Annotated in this window: 16 protein-coding genes and 1 pseudogene; 8 read left to right on the forward strand and 9 right to left on the reverse strand. The window is 40.9% G+C overall.

Annotated elements, in window-relative coordinates:
* Nucleotides 1-34 precede the first annotated feature (34 nt).
* The 4 genes from IEV27_RS12855 to IEV27_RS12870 form a co-directional block, all read right to left on the reverse strand.
* Complete coding sequence (locus IEV27_RS12855) at nucleotides 35-712, reverse strand: response regulator transcription factor (protein WP_188377897.1); 678 nt, start codon at nucleotides 710-712, stop codon at nucleotides 35-37.
* Nucleotides 709-2,091, reverse strand: coding sequence for a sensor histidine kinase (locus tag IEV27_RS12860; protein WP_188377898.1), 1,383 nt, complete (start codon nucleotides 2,089-2,091; stop codon nucleotides 709-711). Before IEV27_RS12860 ends, IEV27_RS12855 begins: the two co-directional genes overlap by 4 nt.
* A gap of 15 nt (nucleotides 2,092-2,106) precedes the next feature.
* Nucleotides 2,107-3,048 carry a F510_1955 family glycosylhydrolase gene (locus tag IEV27_RS12865; RefSeq protein WP_188377899.1) on the reverse strand — a complete coding sequence of 314 codons (942 nt, stop codon included), beginning with the start codon at nucleotides 3,046-3,048 and terminating at the stop codon, nucleotides 2,107-2,109.
* Between the two features lie 385 nt (nucleotides 3,049-3,433).
* A complete protein-coding gene (locus tag IEV27_RS12870) occupies nucleotides 3,434-4,396 on the reverse strand; it encodes an ATP-grasp domain-containing protein (protein WP_188377900.1) in 963 nt (320 codons plus the stop codon).
* A gap of 134 nt (nucleotides 4,397-4,530) precedes the next feature.
* Here IEV27_RS12870 and IEV27_RS12875 point away from each other — a divergent pair, with 134 nt between their 5' ends.
* Entirely contained in the window at nucleotides 4,531-5,310 is a 780-nt protein-coding gene (locus IEV27_RS12875) for a TatD family hydrolase (RefSeq protein ID WP_188377901.1), read from the forward strand.
* Nucleotides 5,311-6,070: 760 nt separating this feature from the next.
* Here the strand turns inward: IEV27_RS12875 and IEV27_RS12880 are convergent.
* Both IEV27_RS12880 and cypC read right to left on the reverse strand, forming a co-directional pair.
* The gene (locus IEV27_RS12880) at nucleotides 6,071-6,427 is read right to left on the reverse strand and encodes a hypothetical protein (protein ID WP_188377902.1); all 357 of its coding nucleotides are present in this window, start codon (nucleotides 6,425-6,427) and stop codon (nucleotides 6,071-6,073) included.
* Nucleotides 6,428-6,505: 78 nt separating this feature from the next.
* Complete coding sequence (gene cypC / locus IEV27_RS12885) at nucleotides 6,506-7,756, reverse strand: CYP152 family fatty-acid peroxygenase CypC (protein ID WP_188377903.1); 1,251 nt, start codon at nucleotides 7,754-7,756, stop codon at nucleotides 6,506-6,508.
* A 158-nt stretch (nucleotides 7,757-7,914) separates the two neighbouring features.
* On the opposite strand from cypC, the gene IEV27_RS12890 reads away from it, so the two are divergent.
* On the forward strand, nucleotides 7,915-9,303 hold the full coding sequence (locus IEV27_RS12890; protein ID WP_188377904.1) for a DUF2254 domain-containing protein: 1,389 nt from the start codon (nucleotides 7,915-7,917) through the stop codon (nucleotides 9,301-9,303).
* A gap of 19 nt (nucleotides 9,304-9,322) precedes the next feature.
* Here IEV27_RS12890 and IEV27_RS12895 read toward each other — a convergent pair whose 3' ends face one another.
* On the reverse strand, nucleotides 9,323-9,952 hold the full coding sequence (locus IEV27_RS12895; RefSeq protein WP_188377905.1) for a flavodoxin family protein: 630 nt from the start codon (nucleotides 9,950-9,952) through the stop codon (nucleotides 9,323-9,325).
* 196 nt (nucleotides 9,953-10,148) lie between these two features.
* Between IEV27_RS12895 and IEV27_RS12900 the strand changes: the two genes are divergently transcribed.
* Nucleotides 10,149-11,258, forward strand: a complete 1,110-nt coding sequence (locus IEV27_RS12900) for an oxidoreductase (protein WP_188377906.1) — start codon at nucleotides 10,149-10,151, stop codon at nucleotides 11,256-11,258.
* Between the two features lie 500 nt (nucleotides 11,259-11,758).
* The gene (locus tag IEV27_RS12905) at nucleotides 11,759-13,798 is read left to right on the forward strand and encodes a bifunctional metallophosphatase/5'-nucleotidase (protein ID WP_188377907.1); all 2,040 of its coding nucleotides are present in this window, start codon (nucleotides 11,759-11,761) and stop codon (nucleotides 13,796-13,798) included.
* A gap of 65 nt (nucleotides 13,799-13,863) precedes the next feature.
* On the opposite strand, the gene IEV27_RS12910 is transcribed toward IEV27_RS12905, so the two are convergent.
* Complete coding sequence (locus IEV27_RS12910; RefSeq protein WP_188377908.1) at nucleotides 13,864-14,523, reverse strand: VC0807 family protein; 660 nt, start codon at nucleotides 14,521-14,523, stop codon at nucleotides 13,864-13,866.
* Between the two features lie 72 nt (nucleotides 14,524-14,595).
* Between IEV27_RS12910 and IEV27_RS12915 the strand changes: the two genes are divergently transcribed.
* The 4 genes from IEV27_RS12915 to IEV27_RS12930 all read left to right on the forward strand — a co-directional run bounded on the left by IEV27_RS12915 (nucleotide 14,596) and on the right by IEV27_RS12930 (nucleotide 15,777).
* Nucleotides 14,596-14,784: a hypothetical protein gene (locus IEV27_RS12915; protein ID WP_188377909.1), complete on the forward strand. Its 189-nt coding sequence runs from the start codon at nucleotides 14,596-14,598 to the stop codon at nucleotides 14,782-14,784.
* Nucleotides 14,785-14,901: 117 nt separating this feature from the next.
* Entirely contained in the window at nucleotides 14,902-15,414 is a 513-nt protein-coding gene (locus tag IEV27_RS12920; RefSeq protein ID WP_188377910.1) for an RNA polymerase sigma factor, read from the forward strand.
* A complete protein-coding gene (locus tag IEV27_RS12925) occupies nucleotides 15,405-15,557 on the forward strand; it encodes a YvrJ family protein (protein ID WP_188377911.1) in 153 nt (50 codons plus the stop codon). Before IEV27_RS12920 ends, IEV27_RS12925 begins: the two co-directional genes overlap by 10 nt.
* Nucleotides 15,547-15,777 (forward strand): helix-turn-helix domain-containing protein, encoded by a 231-nt coding sequence (locus IEV27_RS12930; protein WP_188377912.1) that lies wholly within the window; start codon nucleotides 15,547-15,549, stop codon nucleotides 15,775-15,777. Before IEV27_RS12925 ends, IEV27_RS12930 begins: the two co-directional genes overlap by 11 nt.
* 72 nt (nucleotides 15,778-15,849) lie before the next feature.
* Here IEV27_RS12930 and IEV27_RS12935 read toward each other — a convergent pair.
* Nucleotides 15,850-17,305: pseudogene (locus tag IEV27_RS12935) on the reverse strand (carbon starvation CstA family protein).
* Nucleotides 17,306-17,339: the final 34 nt, after the last annotated feature.

Raw genomic sequence — 17,339 nt, forward strand, 5'->3', positions numbered from 1 at the left:
ACTCTTCCACTCTGTTAACAGAGTGGAAGAGTTTTTAAATTTTCCCGACTTCCCATTTGTAGCCTACTCCCCAAATGGTTTTTAAGTAATCATCAACCGGAAAGCCATAAACCCTTATTTTGTCACGAATGTTCCTGACATGAGAATCAATCGTACGGCTTTCTGTATACGAGTCCACTCCCCAAATTAGTTCGATTAAATGCTCTCTCTCAAACACTCTTCCGGGGTGTTTCATCAGTAATCCTATTAATTGAAATTCCTTAGGTGTCAGACTAATTTCTTTGTCATTATAAAGCAGCTGATGCTTTTCTTCCCTCCACTCGAGACCCCCGTTTTTAATATTCAAACCATTTTCTTGACGGCGGATGAGCACATTAATTCTCGCTAATAAAATGTCTTCGTCAAAAGGCTTCGTAATATAATCATCTGCACCTAAACGAAAGCCTTGTAAAATATCCTGCTTTTGATCACGGGCCGTAACCATAATAATCGGTGTATCTGTTCTTTTCCTAATGTGCTTACACGTCTCAAAGCCATTCATATCCTTCATCATAATATCTAATAAAATGATGTGGTACGCTTGCTTATCCAATTGCTCTAGTGCTTCTTTACCACTTCGTACAGCCTCACACTCGTAACCGTGAGGCTCTAAGTATAATTTCAGAAGGTCAAGCATCCTTTGTTCATCATCCACTAATAATATCCGTTTCACTTCCGCTCCTCCTTTGGCCACTTCATTGTAACGACCAGTCCTCCCTGGCTTCCATTTCGTGCTCGGACTTCCCCTCCGTGGGCATGGATGATTTCCTTTACAATCGATAAACCAAGGCCGGACCCTCCATGAGCGCGAGAACGTGATTTTTCTACTCGGTAGAGACGTTCAAATAAATGGTCTACCGCTTCTTCAGGCACACCTGGTCCCTCGTCTTGCACTAGTATTTTGGTATAATCAGTTTCACTTTCCACGGTAACTTGGACGGTAGTATCGGCAGGACTGTAATGAATGGCATTATCAAGCACATTCATTACCACTTGTTTAAAACGAGTCGGATCTACACGAGCATAGACTTCCTCTTTACTACCTATCATTAAATTCATCTTTTTCTCTTCTAACACAGGATAAAGCCTATCTTTTACTTGGTGAAGAAGAGGCACAACGTTTACGTTTTGCATCTCCATTGAAAAGGAATTATTGTCCATTTTTGCTAACTCAAAAAGTTCCTGAACCATATGAGTCAAATGAACAGATTCTTCTTTAATGATTGAAATGTATTTCTCTCTTTGCTCTTCACTTAACCCAGGCTTTGAAACAATGTCAGCATACCCCTTTAAATAAGTTAACGGAGTGCGTAATTCATGCGCAATAGCTGAAAGGAACTCGCTTCGTTCTTCCTTTAACCGCCCAAGGTCCTCAGCCAGTTTCTGAATGGATTGAGCCAGGACCCCTAATTCATCTTTATTACTGTACTGCAGCTCTATATCTGTTTTGCCTTGGCTGAGTAACTCTGTTTGTTCCTTCATTTTAATTAAAGGTTTAGTTATGAATTTCGTTAAAATCATGACACTGATCATCGTAAAAACTACCGTTATGGCAACAGCAAGCATAAATTGTCGAGCTAATTGTGAGATGATATCAGAAATTTGCTCTGAGGGGGAAAACATATATACGTATCCCCTCACCTGGTCATTAATAAGAATCGGGGAAATTGTTGCTACATAAGGTTCCGTTTTCCATCGCTCTTCTACCATTTCTTCTGATTCATGGTTCATCGCTTGATGAGTTTCAATAATCGCTTGTTTTTCTTCTCTAACCTCCGTTGATGCAGCAAGAATTTCTGACTCCTCCCCTAGAATGACTACATCTGTGCTTGCTTCAGATTCCATCAGGGCCACATGATCTAAAGTAGAAGCGTTAAAGTTTTTTTCTAAAACATCCCGGTGACTATTTCCTCTCGCTAACAGCTGCTCCATCACCTCATCGATCCGATCATTTGATATGCTTGTATATAAAATGACAAACAAAATAAACTCAACCAGTAAAATGAGTATAAAAAAGAGCAACCCTAACTTCACCGATATCTTATTTCTCATTCAAGCGCCTCCAACTTAATTCACGGTCCCCTCTTCTACAATCTGACTCCATGAACCGCCACTATCGTTTGTTATAAAACTATTATTTTGAGCTGTAAATACTACCATTTCTTCTTCATCTGGATGTACAGCTAAATATAACACCGCATCGTCTTTTATAGGTGGTGAAGGAATGGTTTCTTTTTCTTCACTTTCTAAATCATATTTCACCAATTCTTGCTCTCCCTTATAAATACCATAATACAATTCATCTTCGTTAAAGAACATTCCGCTTCCTTGACCGTTATCAGAAATCTGGTTGAACTGTTCTCCACCATCTTTACTTAAATAAACGCCTGTACCAGTAGCAACGGCTAAGGTTTGCTCATCTGTAGGATGAACCGAAATTTGAAAAGGATCTCCCTCTATGCCCTCAGCTTGGAAGGTTGTCCAGGATTCACCTTCATCTAAACTCTTATAGTAACCGAGATCCATCTGTGAATTTTCCTCTTCATTCCATAAATAAAGGGCTCTACTTTGATAACCTGCCCCCATAATATGAAAATCACTTTCACCCTCTACAGCTACTTCTTCTAACTCGCCCGTATCAGGTCCTGAACGTTGAAGACCTAAAGGATTAGGATAATCACTTTGCAAATTAGGATGACCGGATGTGTAAAAACCATTTTCTACAGCATTAAATCCCATATAATCATGGCGATGCTCTTCTGTTTCTTTCCATTCCTCATCTTGATAAAGTTTTAAACCCGTATGAGAGGCAAACGCGATCGTTTCATTATTAAAATATCCTACTCCATGTACATGAGATAGATCCCCTTCAAAAGAGGCCGTCTCTCCCCAAAAATTTTCCGTCTCATTTTCCTGCTGAACTTGTTCCTCCTCGTTCGAAGGTTCATTGGAACTGCAGCCCAACGTAAAAAAGACAATCCCAATGAATGCAATGATTAATTTTTTCATATCGTTACTCTCCCCCACTCTAACGTTCCTAAAAATGTAACGTAATTTTTTCGAGAAATTATGAAGATCTATAAAAAAACTGAGCGAAGAAGTCACTCAGTTTGAAAAGCTATAGGTCCTTGTAAAGAAGCCAACCCATTTTTATTGGAAAAAGCAACCCTCTTACTCATGATGGCACAATGGAGGATTACTTTTTTCTGTTTGTTTCCTTGATGATCGCTAACACAATCTTTACAATCCCAATCAAAACAAGGTTTGATGTGAGGACGACCATCACCATTTCATAATCTGTCAACTCACCACCTCCCTTCCAAAGGGAGATGGTCAACCACTTTTGTAAAACCTATAGCTGCACTATTATTTTATCACTTACGGAAGCGTACAACTATCCGGCATTCGTTTGTTTTTCACGAAGTTTATTCAGTTCCGATTCTAGATAACGAGCCAATTCCAGCATGCCATAGTTTCCTGCCACCGCTTCAGCCTCGGAATTATAATTGGTGTTCGTATTTACATCATACGTAAATAAGTCCCCATTCTTATCTTGAATGGCTTCAATCCCTGCTACTTGAATATCATTTGCTCGTAAAAATTCTTCATACTTTTTTAAGACAGGATGGTAATATCCATCTAAGATTTGAAATTTAGCCCCTTTCGCTATGTCAGGCTGTTCCGTTGGACAATTTAAATCCTCAATTGTACAAGCATCAGCAGGACATAGTTCAAAGCCTTCAGACGTATCGACTTTTACCGCATATACAAAACGGCCACCTATGAACTCATGACGAACAATATAAGGCTCAGGAGCTTCAATATACTGCTGAATAAGGGTAACACCGTCAACTGGTTCATCAAATCGATCGCCATAGACGTACTCACGCAGAGCTTCTATCGAATGAAAGAGCTGTACGCCTTGCCCTTTTCCAGCACGGTTGTGCTTCGTAATAAAAGAATGATCATTCAACATTTCTGCCGCTTCGATAATATGGTCTTTTCCGACGGAGCTGATCGTTTTTGGCGTCGTAATACCTGTTTGGTTCAAAGCCATATATTGATTGACTTTACTTACTTCCAGGCGTAGAGCGCGGCTGCCATTGATCACTTTTCGTCCATGCCTTTCCAGCCAGGCAAGGACAGCTTCCGCGAATTCTGGTGCATAACGATGATCTCTCGTATGAGAAGACGCACTCATTCGATTATAAAATACACCTTCTGGCGGCTCACTATTTAAATCAACGGTTCCCTCTTTCAAATGCCAGAGTTCATAAGGAAGCTCAAGCTCCTCTAAACGTTTTGTTAAATGTTCAGTCCATTCATCATTTTCGTGGATCACATAGATTTTAGACATTCATATGCTCCTTTCTAGGCTGCTCGGTTTCTTACCCAGATTATAACACATAATACACAGCAACTTACTATGCATTGATTCCACTTCTTAAAATTACGTATACTAGAAATCTAGATAAGATGAAGGAGGCAATTATGTCCCATTTGATTATAGATGCTCATATCCACTTAGATTGGTACGATAAACGAAAAAGGGAGCAAATCTTAAACGAACTCGATCGCTATCATATTAAAGGGTTAATTACGGTTTCAAGCGACTTCACATCTTCTTCGCACAATCTACAATTAGCTAAAAACCATCGTCGTGTTTATGCAGCTGCCGGTTTCCACCCTGAACAGCAGCTTCTTACTCGAGTCAACTTAAATGAGATTTTTTCGTTCATCGATGAGCATAAAGATGATCTTATAGCAATCGGTGAAGTGGGGCTTCCTTATTATCTTCGACAGGAAGACGCTTCTCTTTCTTTAAAACCGTATATAGAGCTCCTGGAAGAATTCATAAAGAGAGCTGCAACCTATCAAAAACCGATTGTGCTTCACGCTATCTATGAAGATGCTGAAATGGCTTGTGACTTATTAGAGAAACACAAGGTACAAAAAGCACACTTCCATTGGTTCAAAGGGAATTCAGCTACCATAAATCGTTTGAAACAAAACGGTTATTATGTTTCTGTCACTCCCGATTGCCTTTATAAAGAGAGAACGCGTCAACTGATCCAGCTTTTTCCCTTGGAATTACTAATGGTAGAAACAGACGGGCCATGGGAGTTTAACCAAACGGAATGGACCCATCCTCGAATGATTCATGACTCAGTCAAAACCATTAGTGAAATTAAGAAGTTAAGTATCGAAACTGTTTATAACCAGCTCTTGGCCAACACAATAAAATTTTATCAGTTGTCTACTACGGAATAAGAATCAAGCTGCGATAAAACTGAATAAAGCATAAAAACATCCGAATGATTCTGTAGAAATAGTTCGGATTTTTTATGTTAAAGAGAATCCAGACCATCGTCCGTCAAAATACTTCGCTTTCCGTGGGCACTTCCTCATCTTCCTCGAAAAGCAAAGAACGCTTTCCTGCAGGATCTTCGACTCGTGCTGTTCCCACAGAAGTCCTCGCATTTTGACTACGCTAATAAGCTGCGTTTATACGAGATCACTGAAAAACTAAAAGTCCATGAAAGGTAGAATTTTAAAAAGCGGTCTGCGGGAAAATTAAATTCCCCACAGACCGCTTTTCTTCTAACTTTAAAGAGATTTGTGCCTTCTCTTCCTTCATAAGTTTAACGATTCGTACTTAGCTGTGAAAATAGACATCGTACCTTGTAACATACGGACGGGTTTTTCGATTGATCTCTGTTGATGCCACGATGAGCGTTCGGTGGTGACGCCTGGTCGATTAAAACCGGCCACGTCCTGTGGCCAACATCGACACTAGCACGTCCGGTGCGTCGAGGGAAGAGCGCGAGCCGAAGATCCACTTGGTCAAGTGAACTTCTTGACCAAGTCAGCTGAGGCCGTGCCCGCGGCAAGCATCCACCGACTAGCGATTCGTGAGATTAACTACAAACTTTAACAGCTCTTTTAGATTAGAAAAGACTTTTTCAGTGACCTCGTTTATACGACCGTTCTTTTTTTGACCTCACTGCTTTACTTATGTCCCGGCCTTATTCTATTCCATCGCTGCTTTAGGTTCATCGATTTTCAGTATATGCTTATGAAGAAAGTATTCACAGAAACCAATAATAATAGATAAAATGAAAGCCCCTGTAAACGTTACTGCTGCCGTTCCAAACATGTTCGACAATCCCCATATAATGAAGAACGCACTGATCACATCCATTAGTACACTGGCCCAAAGATTACCTTCGCGTACCCATTTCTTTTCCATAGGTACTCCCACTACTATAAGGACAAAGGCAACAAGAAGAGGCTGCCAGATCGCTCCATACTGTACACTATCCAAGAAGTACATCGCCAATACTAATAAGCTTGGCAAGGCAAACACTTTAACTAATAGGCTCGTCATGATATTCCTTCTTTCTTTCAACAAGAAGCTAAGGTGAGTATTAGTCTTTCGCAATTTCCCACCTCTATGCGAGCGCCATTAAGGTTTTATTCTTACGTTTGTTAAAACTACACCACTCTTTGGTAAGGATGGCATTCTCGTTAGACTATAACTTAAATCCTGTGAAGGAACATCGTATTCTAAATCATTCGTTAAGAATCTCATGCTTGATTTAATGGTTTCAATCGTAATCCATTCTCCAGGACAACGATGTCCTGTGTAATGCTCCCCTCCTCCCTGAGGAATGAGATCAAAGAGTCCTCCCTTCCACTCTTGAAACCGTTCAGGCTTAAATTTGTGAGGGTCTTCCCATAACCGGGAATCATGATCAGTCCCATGAATATCAAGCAGCACTAAACGTCCCTTTTTAAAATGGAACCCATTCCAAATAAAATCCCGTCGGACTCGCGCCCCTAAAAAAGGGACGAACGGAAACAACCTTCTAATTTCCTGAGTAAACATTTCAATGTAGGGTGATTCAGCTTCTCTTACTTTCCCTTCTTGCTCTTCATCATCATGTAAAGCTAATGCACCAAATGCCACATAAGTCGCTACAGCCACCGTAGGTCTAATCACATTTAAAAGTTCGACAGCCGCAATTTGGGGATCTAAAGGGTTTCCTTCTATATCTTTGTGGGAAGCCATTTGGTATAAAGCTGAATCTCCGGGAGCCTGCAAGCGCTGCTCGCGCACATCCAGGATTTTCTTTTTCATCCACTTTTCTGATTCTGCACGAGCCTTCCTCCCTTTCCAATGTCTAGGTCCTACAGCTCCAAATGCATCAATCATAGACCATAACTGTTCCGCTCTTTCCGTAACTTCATTTTCTTCCAATGGGATTCCAGCCCATTCACACGCTGCTCTACACAACACTTCTTTCGCTTCTTCAAAAAGTATAATTTCTCCATCAGGTGTCCATTCATAAGCTTTCTTTCTCCACTGCGCCGTTGTAATGTTACTAAGTCTCTCTAAATGGTCTGGAGTCATTAATGACATAAACAAAAGTTTTCGGTGTTCATGCGGATGCCCATCCATTCCTTGAATCGCATTTTCACCAAACAATGATTTCTCAATTCGTTTAGGAAGAGCTCCTTTCCGTTGAAACTTTTCTTTATCATAAAACAACCTGGCCCCTTCCTCACCGGTAACACATATGACTTTTTCAGCAAGTAAAGTAGTCTGAAAGATATCCGTATGTAGCCGTTCGAATCGCTTTGGTAAAAATCGATACCCTTGCCGTAAGACATTAATACTTTGATCTAAGCGTTGGTCCCGAGGAATTTTTTTCATGGCTATTCTCCCTTCCTATATAGCTTGCCGTTCTAATTGATTACTTTCCTTTATTAAGAAAAGTTCAAACAATGTCTGTAACGGATATGTAATGGTTACTTTTATAGCTAACGGGGGAATCACCATTAAAGCAAGCATCCAAAAAGGAGGACCATTCCATGAAAAAAAGAAGGATGACGATCATTCCTTTAGCGATGAGAAAATACTTTCAAATGTCTCACCGGCAAAGAAAATACGAATTGCAAATGACTCTATGGTCGATGCCGCTTTTATATATGGCAGCTTCAATCTTGATTGTTGTGTTAACTATTGTGCTGGATCTTCGTTTAAACATTTCTCAGTACGTTCACCCCTGGTTTACCTCAGGGGGCGATGCTACTCAAATATTAGTCAGCGCCTTAATTGGAGGGATATTAACACTTAGTGCATTTACATTGAACTCACTTTTGGTTGTGCTCACCAACTTTAGTGATCAATTTTCACCAAGGATGATGTTTAACTTTATTGCTGATAAGACGACACAGCATCTTTTAGGAATCTTCCACGGAAGCTTTATTTACGTACTATTTATCTTTTTATTTCTTACAAATAACGAGAATGAATTTTATTCCGCCATCCCTGTTATGGCCGTTTTCCTGGCAGCCTTAACCATTACGACGTTTATCTTTTTCATCAATCATGCTGCAAGCTGGATGCAAGTTCATAATTTTACGTATGCCATGAAAAATACTTCAAGAGAAACGATCGAGTATTCAAGAAAGTATGGAATAGGGCAATGCAGCAGACAAGAATCTGGAGACCTTATGGAGGAATTTCGGAAGAAGAAGAAATCTTTTTCAATCACGGAAGCGGGCTATATTCAAATGATTTATTTTAAAGAAATGATCGATCAAGCCAAGAAAGACGACATTATTATTGAATTGCATAAAAAGATTGGAGATTTCAGTTTAAAAGACAACCTGTTGTTTACTTATTGGGGGCCCGGACAAAACAAAATAAATCCAGAAACGTATGCTCACATGATCGAAGTCGGACATAAAAAAACAGAAATTCAAGAAATGAAAATGGGAATTATGAAATTAAGCGAAATCGCTGTGAAAGCTGTTGGTAATTCGGATCCTCAAACGGCGCTTTCGACGATTCATCATATTTCTGATCTACTTGTTGCAATCGACAAGAACGTAGCCTTTAGTCCTTACTTGCTCGACGAAAATGAACAGACGAGGATCATTGTCCCTCGAGAAGATTTCGAGTACTACCTGCATAAGGGGTTTAGTTCCATTCGAAACGCCGCTCAAAACAATCATACCATTTTGACAGAGCTCATCGCTGTATTAACCATGCTTGCTCAAGCTGTTTCAGAAAATAAGCATGAAACGTTATGGGCATTTGCTCGAAATATTACAGAACACACGTTTCAACACTATGTTTATGATTTGGATCGAAGGTATTATTTAGAAGAGCTGCGAGAACTTGCATTGTTCACCCGTCACGAAAAAGATTATCAAGCGATTGAATATAAACTAAAACGGACGTCTATACACTAACTGACGTCCGTTTTTCTATTTAGTCCTCTACAACATTTCCTTGAGCAGGAATAGGATGCTCTTTGAAGATTTTAGCTAAGTGCATCGTGTTATACGCCAGCATCTCTACATGCTTTTTCGTAAACTCATTTTCCTGACCGCCTTCTTCCAGATAGGATGGCCCTGGTCCTGCTTCCCCTACCCAATAAGCATCCGCATTAGGCGGAATGACAAACCCTAAATGGGAAAGACCATATAACAAGGAAGAAGCTACATGCTTCGCCCCGTCTTCATTCCCTGTTATGACGACTCCAGCTACTTTATTATAATAAATCGCCTGCCCTTTCTCATTCGTTTCCCCGCTGCTGCCATTCAAGCGTTCCATTGCTACAGTAGCAAGGCTGCTTTTTTCTCCAAGCCAAATTGGTGAGGAAAAAATAACAATATCGGCTTCTTTTACTTTATCGAATATCTTTGGCCACTCATCCCCATCGCCCATATCTTTTTCAATCCCATAAGGAATTTGATAATCGGCAAGTCGTATGACTTCACTCTTGATCCCTTCTTTTGAATAGTGCTCTATGACCTCCTGGGCCAATCCTTCAGTATTAGATGGTTCATCCGAATTCTTTAATGAAGCATTCAGAAATAACGCTTTTAATGCTGCCATTTTTATCCTCCTTTATTGAAAGTACTGAAAACATTCCCTCATTGTCAATATCACAAACAGGCGGGTTTCTTTTTATTTCTTTAAAAAACGGGTAAGGATAAGACAGGGGTCTAGAATAGCATCCAAGCATTTATCTTGAATGTGAGATTTTAGACAGATAGGATATTGATAAGAAATACATTCAGGAGGTTATACCGTGAATTATCATCAACTATATTCCACATTTAATTTTAAAGATAAGACGATAGACAATCGCTTCGTCGTTGCGCCGATGACGAGGATCAGCGCTGAAGATGATGGACGTGCGAACGTTACGATGAAAAAGTATTATGAACGTTATGCTAAGGGAGGGTTTAGTACTGTTATTTCTGAAGGAATCTACCCGGACGATAAGAACAGTCAAGGGTATTACAACCAGCCGGGACTAGCGAATGGAAGTCACACAGAGTCTTGGAAACCAGTCGTAGACGCTGTACAAGATAACGGAGCATTGTTCATCGCCCAAATTATGCATGCCGGCGGTCAGAGTCAAGGAAACCCTTATACAAATGAAACAATCGCCCCATCAGCTGTAGCCCCAAAAGGCGAACAGTTGGAATTTTACGGAGGAGAAGGATCCTTTCCTCAACCTCGAGCGATGACAGAAGAAGATATTAATCAAACAAAAGAAGCCTTTGTTCAAAGCTGCCTGCGTGCTAAAGAGGCTGGATTTGATGGTGTTGAATTGCACGGAGCCAATGGATACTTGCTTGATCAGTTCCTTACCGATTATTTGAATCAGCGTGACGATCAATATGGAGGTTCTGTTGATAACCGTTTACGTCTTATTGTTGAACTTATAGAGGACGTACGTGAGGTCGTGGGAAATGAGTATATTGTGGGGATTAGAATTTCCCAAGCAAAAGTAGCTGATGGTGAGCACAAATGGGCTGGAGGCGAAAAAGAGGCTGAACAAATCTTCACGAAGCTGGGCGTAACCTCCCTGGACTATATACACGTTACTGATGCCGATGGCGCTCAACCTTCATTCGGAGAAGAAACTCGTACACTAGCGCAAGCGGCAAAAGAATTTAGTCATCTGCCTGTTATTGCTAATGGTCAGCTCGGAGACCCGGAGAAAGCAGAAACCGTATTAAACAACAATGAGGCTGACTTAATTTCTATCGGGACAGGTGCCTTAGCAAACCCTGACCTTCCTCATAAAGTGAAAAAAGGAATAAAGTTAGAAGAATTTGATTTTCAAAATACGTTACTTCCTAAAGCTTACGTAAAAGAACACGAGCTGGAAAAGGAACTCACACCATAAAAAATAGCAGCCGCCTTCATAAATTGGAGGCGGCTTAATTATGATGATAGAACCATACCAATAGACCTAACCACCGAAGATTTAACTTAACATATTCATTTAAAAATTTTCCTGATCGTCTTCCCTGCTGCTTTCCCTGCTGCTCTCCGTCCCACTCTCTTCCCTACCTTCCCCTTACGTACTGAATCTACATCATTCCAAAGTCGCAGGATTTTATAAATAGTAGATTTGAGACTCAAGTCGCACACCCTTTCTTATTTTATAGATTAATAGACCTACTTCATAAGTTTTCCAGGCAAATTATCACAACATTCAAATAGTAAAGCATTCAGAAAAATACCAATCTTGAATAAAATAGTCCTAATTACATAATTAGACATAATATCCAAATATACCTGCCAATGTATAAAAAAATTAGATAGATTGGTTGATTTCTAATTTGTAAACATTTTGTTACATTGAAGACGGTTTACTACTACAAATTAAGGGGAGAGCAATCCATGAAAAAGAGACAATTCTTAACCGTGCTCGCAGCTCCTGTCATGGCTTTTTCGCTTTATCAAGCCGATTCGGTACAAGCGGATACAAATTTTGATGCCGTGAACATGAGCGCCACAGAATTAATGATCGATCAAGAGATCATGCAGGAAAAAGGTAATGGTAAAGTACATAATAATGACGAGATTACCAGAAATGAAGTTAAGAAGATGTTGGAGCGCGCAGATGAAATGGATGGGTTGAATCCTAAAGATATTTTTTTCTCTGATTCATCAAATAAAGGCAAAGGTGCGAACCCTAACGAACCAATTACAAAAGTAGATATGGCGAAAGTATTTACACTGGCTATGAATGATGGAGAAAAACCAGATGTTGATTTAGAGGTTTTAAACAACTTTAATGATACAGATTCGATCCCTGCAGAAGCGAAGCCTTACGTGGCCTACGCGACTCTTGCCGGGGCATTTGATATTTCCTTTGAGGATGAATTCAATCCTACTGAGCCAATGTCTCGTGAAGAAGTAGCTGAATCTTTCAAGCCGCTCGTATTTGATGTCATTGATATTCTATCAACGAACGATATTCACGGAAACATAGAACAGGACACAGAATATGAACAAGGCGGGATGGCTTTAGTCGGTGGAATCATCGAAGATTTTCGTTCTGTAAATGAAGAAGGTACGGTCGTTGTAGATGGCGGCGATACGATGCAGGGGACCCTGATCTCTAACTCCTTCGACGGATTGTCTACCATTGAAACGCTAAATGATATTGGTTATGATGCTGGTGCTATTGGCAACCATGAATTTGATTGGGGCGTCGATGTTTTACAAGACCGTCTGGAAGATGCAAACTACCCGATTCTAGGTGCTAATATTTTTGAAGAAGAAACAGGCGAACGTCCTGAATGGGCAGAGCCTTATACAATGGTTGAAATTGACGGCTACAAGCTAGGGATTATTGGTTTTGCTACGACGGAAACACCAGAAACGACACTTTCTACACACGTAGAAGGATTAGAATTCCCTACACCAGCTCCGATTGCTGAAGAACTAACCGCTGAACTTAAAGAGCAAGGCGCTGATATGGTGATGGTTACGTCCCACCTGCCTGGATGGCATGAGGAAACGACAGACGAAATTATGGGTGAGCTAGCTGACTTGGCCGGTGCTGAAAATGGCGGACTCGACGCCCTTGTCGGCGGTCATTCACATGAACGTGTAGCCGGACATATCAATGATATACCTGTAGTTGAAGCAGATGAATATACAAATGCAATTGGCCACATTCAATTCTTTGTCGATCGTGATTCCAAGGAAATCTATGATTCTGAAGTAGGTATGCTAGAAACCTATTCACACTTAGCAGGCGAGGATGAGAGTGTTCGCGAGATCGTAGAATACTATCAAGGCGAAGTCGAAGAAATTACAAGCGAAGTTGTTTCTACTACAGAAGGACCGATTACACGTGATCGCATGTATGGCGACCTTGGTGTCAGCCAATTAGGGAATATGATTACAGACGCTATGCGTGAAAGAGCTGATACGGATATTGCTTTCCAAAATAGTGGAGGAATCCGTAATAATATAAGCGCAGGTGAAATTACGTATGGAGACGTCTTTGAAGTATTGCCATTTGATAACTACAACGTAACAGCCGACATGACAGGCGAACAAATTAAAGAAATACTAGAAGGTCCAGCAGAAGATGATTCGAACTTCATGCAAATTCAGTTTTCCGGGATGAACGTTGTGTATGATCCTTCTCAAGCTGATGGAGAGCGAGTATCTTCCATTGAACTTTGGGATGGAACACCAGTTTACACGGAAGGCGAGTCGAATGACGAGACATTCTCTGTTGTAACAAACAACTTCTTGTCTACAGGCTCTGGAGACGGATATTACACATTCGGTGAAGTCGAATGGGATTCAGATCCTGACTTCCAGCGTGAACTATTTGCCGACTACTTACGTGATATTCGCGACCGCGGAGAAACGATTAATCCGGATGACGCATTTGATGATCGTTTAATAGAAGAATAATTTTTAACAAATCCAGCAGAGTGGGGGCTCTGCTGGATTTTGCATTTGAAGTAAATCTCTAGACTTCAGCTGCTTAATTCCTCCTCCTCCAATTCTCTTTTCACCTTTTCCATTAACTCCGGGGATTCGTTAATAACCTTTCCTATGTAAAAAAATCCACCCATAATAATAAACGTCAGCCCCCAATTAATCACCTGACGAATAATAATGCCTTTATCAAATGCCTCTACCCCGTATGCTGAAATGAGCCAGGCTTTGAGTGTAGCCAATATTATATCTTGCAAGGCAAAGCCAACGACAATCCATGCAAAAATCCGATAAATTTTCTTTTGGTAAAATAAACGCTTGCTAAACGTTCGATCATGCCCTTGAAGTTCAACGAAGTCTAGTCCAAAATAGAGAGCAATCGGTTTCTTAATTATGATTGTAAATAAAAAGGTCCCAGCTACGACGTAGGAATAAATGACGTTGTTCCACAATAGACGGATGGCGTTTCCCGAGAGAACATCGACGAGCGTTCCTGCGACCAGCGTAGCAATGATATAGAGCCCGAACACATTGACCTTTTTCAAGGCTATAAATCGAAAAATCGTATAGATAATGCCAGGAACAGAAGATAACAGCATGGCATAGTAATCGCCGATGTCATCGCGGGTGAGGTTCCAGATCGCTAGCGGGAAAACAACATAAAAAATTAAATCAAGCAGCACAAAATTGTTCTTCATCAACGAACCTCCGATTGCGGTAATATACATTTATTGTAAACTAACGAAACATAAGATTAAAGGAGATTATCTATGAGAAAGTGGCAAGTTTACGTCTATCCAGTACTAACTGGAGTATTAAGCGTTGTATTGTACTATTTATTACGAACAGCACGTGATGCACCTTTTGAATGGCCGATTCCTGCGGCTCTATTTATCGGTCTTACAGGCGCACAATTTTTTCTATACCGAAGAGCTTATTACAAGCAATTCGAATCATAGTCATACCCCCTTCATGTTAAAAGGGGTATTTTTTTACACAAAAACACGAACACTAGTTCGTAAGTAGGTTGTGAATTTTAATGAACAACCCTTATTCTTTAGTAAGGAGGGTGGCAAATGAGGAAAGAATTTGAAAAACCGCTTCAATCTTTTTTGAAAAAACCTAAGAATCAATCCGCTGTTTCGACTGCCTTAAAAAAGCCTTCGCCTAAAAACCGCAGCTACGTCAATCACTTGTTTTATCAATATCAAATTGAAGCGCGTTTTGTGAATTACGTCAATACCGCTTTATGGCGGCAAGCGAAAGATTATCATAAAAAAAGGAAAAGCCAGCAGCTATTTATCGCTCTAGAGAATGTAGAAATTATTTCCGATCAACAAGATGTACTCAATCAATTAACGGAACGAGATTTATTTGAAGCGCTGGAAAGCAAAACATTATACTTGGCGATCAAGAAGCTGACGCCCAGGCAGCAATTTGTTTTGCATGCCTATGCAGTAGAAATGTTTACCTTTCAAGAGATTGCAGACCAGCTGGGCATTTCCCAGCAGTCCGCATCAAAAACATATCAGCGAGTCATGGTAAAGCTAAGACAAACTTTAAAAGGAGCGAATCAATCATGGGATTAGATTTATGGGTACAAGCCGTAGAAAGTTTTGGTTTTCCAATCGTGATCGCCTCCTTCATTTTATTTCGATTAGATAAAAGCATTCAACGGTTAGAAGACAGTGTGGCAGAGCTTATTGAGGAGGAGAAAGAAAATGGAGAATAAACTGTACGATTTATTACTGAGGGCGAAGGAAAACGATGAACAAGCCAAGGCCGAGGTGATTCAACGGTTTGAACCGAAGATTAAGAAACTTAGTTCAACCTTGCCCCAATGGGAGCGAGACGATTTAGAACAAGAGCTGCGTATTCAGCTTGTCCATTCTATTGAAAAATTTAACGTCGACCACCTCGTTGCCTTTTGGAAGTATTATGAAGAACAGTAACCTGCCTTTCGAACGCGATGGGCAGGTTTTTTCACTAAAATAGCCTGCCTCGAAAACGAGACAGGCTTGTGATTAACTAGCTTCTGTTGCGACTACTGGACGATTCCTCTTAACGGATTTACTTTTTACTACCTGAGTGATAAACCAGCCGAGAACAGCCAGCCAAATGATTCCGCCGATGATCATGGATACATCATACGGTAATCCAAACCCTTCAGGCGCATAGAAAATATACGTGCTCACTACGGCTGTCATAAACAACGCGGGAACGCTGCAGATCCAATGAAACTTCTTCTGTTGCAATAGATACATGGCTCCTGCCCATAACATCACCGTCGCGACAACCTGGTTCGACCAGCCGACATATCTCCAGAGGAAGTTATAATCAATCGTAGATAAATAGAAAGCCGGAGTGGCTACTACTACTACCATTAGTCCATTTTTCAACTTACTTGGTGAAGCTTGTTCACTCGTATCTTTCTTTTTCAATAGTTCGCTAAGCATCATACGGGAAGAGCGCAAGGCCGTGTCCCCTGTGGTAATCGGCAAAATAATAACACCGAGGATAGCCAAGATCCCGCCGAACGTACCTAGTGTTGTCGAGCTGATTTCGTTCACAACACCGGCAGGGCCACCTGCATCCAGCGCAGCTTGCAATCCTCCTGTACTTCCGAAGAAAGCCATCCCTGCTGCGGCCCAGATTAGTGCAATGATCCCTTCAGCAATCATCGCACCATAAAATACTTTACGACCTTCACTTTCTTTTTTCAGCGTTCGTGCAAGAATGGGACTTTGGGTACTATGGAACCCTGAGATCGCTCCACAAGAGATCGTGACCATGAGAAGCGGCCACATTGGCAGTTCTCCTGGGTGCAAGTTGCTAACCGTTAAGTTAGGTACAGGATTTTCAAAGAAAAATAACCCGACACCGATCGATACAGCCATAAAGATCAGCACCGCACCTAAGAATGGATAAATTCTTCCTATGATTTTATGAACAGGCAGCATCGTCGCCACCAGGAAATAAGCAAAAATGATAATAAGTGCTGCGATAAAGCTTAGTGGCGTCACTTGAGCCATAAGTTCTGCCGGACCTGCCGTAAATGCAGCCGCTACAAAGAATCATTAAAGCAATCGATAGTAAGTTAATGACCTTTGCCACATTTTTCCCTAAATACTTCCCGACAATCGTGGGATACTGTGCCCCTTTATGACGCACGGACATCATACCACTGAAGTAATCATGAACGGCCCCGGCAAAAATACAGCCGATGACGATCCATATAAAAGCTACCGGACCATACAAAGCGCCCATCACAGCTCCGAAGATCGGTCCAAGCCCAGCGATATTGAGTAGTTGAATCAGACTCGCTCTCCACCAGCTCATTGGTGTGTAGTCGAAGCCGTCGTTATGTGTATAGGCAGGCGTTTGATTTTCGTCATTAATGCCGAAAATTCGCTCGACCACCTTTGCGTATATAAAATAACCTGCTAGTAAAAATAAGATGGATGCAACAAATGTAAGCATCGCTGAGCCTCCTCTCAAAAATGAATGTAAGGAG

Origin of the sequence: Halobacillus andaensis, assembly GCF_014636475.1 — a bacterium.
Taxonomy (GTDB): domain Bacteria; phylum Bacillota; class Bacilli; order Bacillales; family Halobacillaceae; genus Halobacillus_A; species Halobacillus_A andaensis.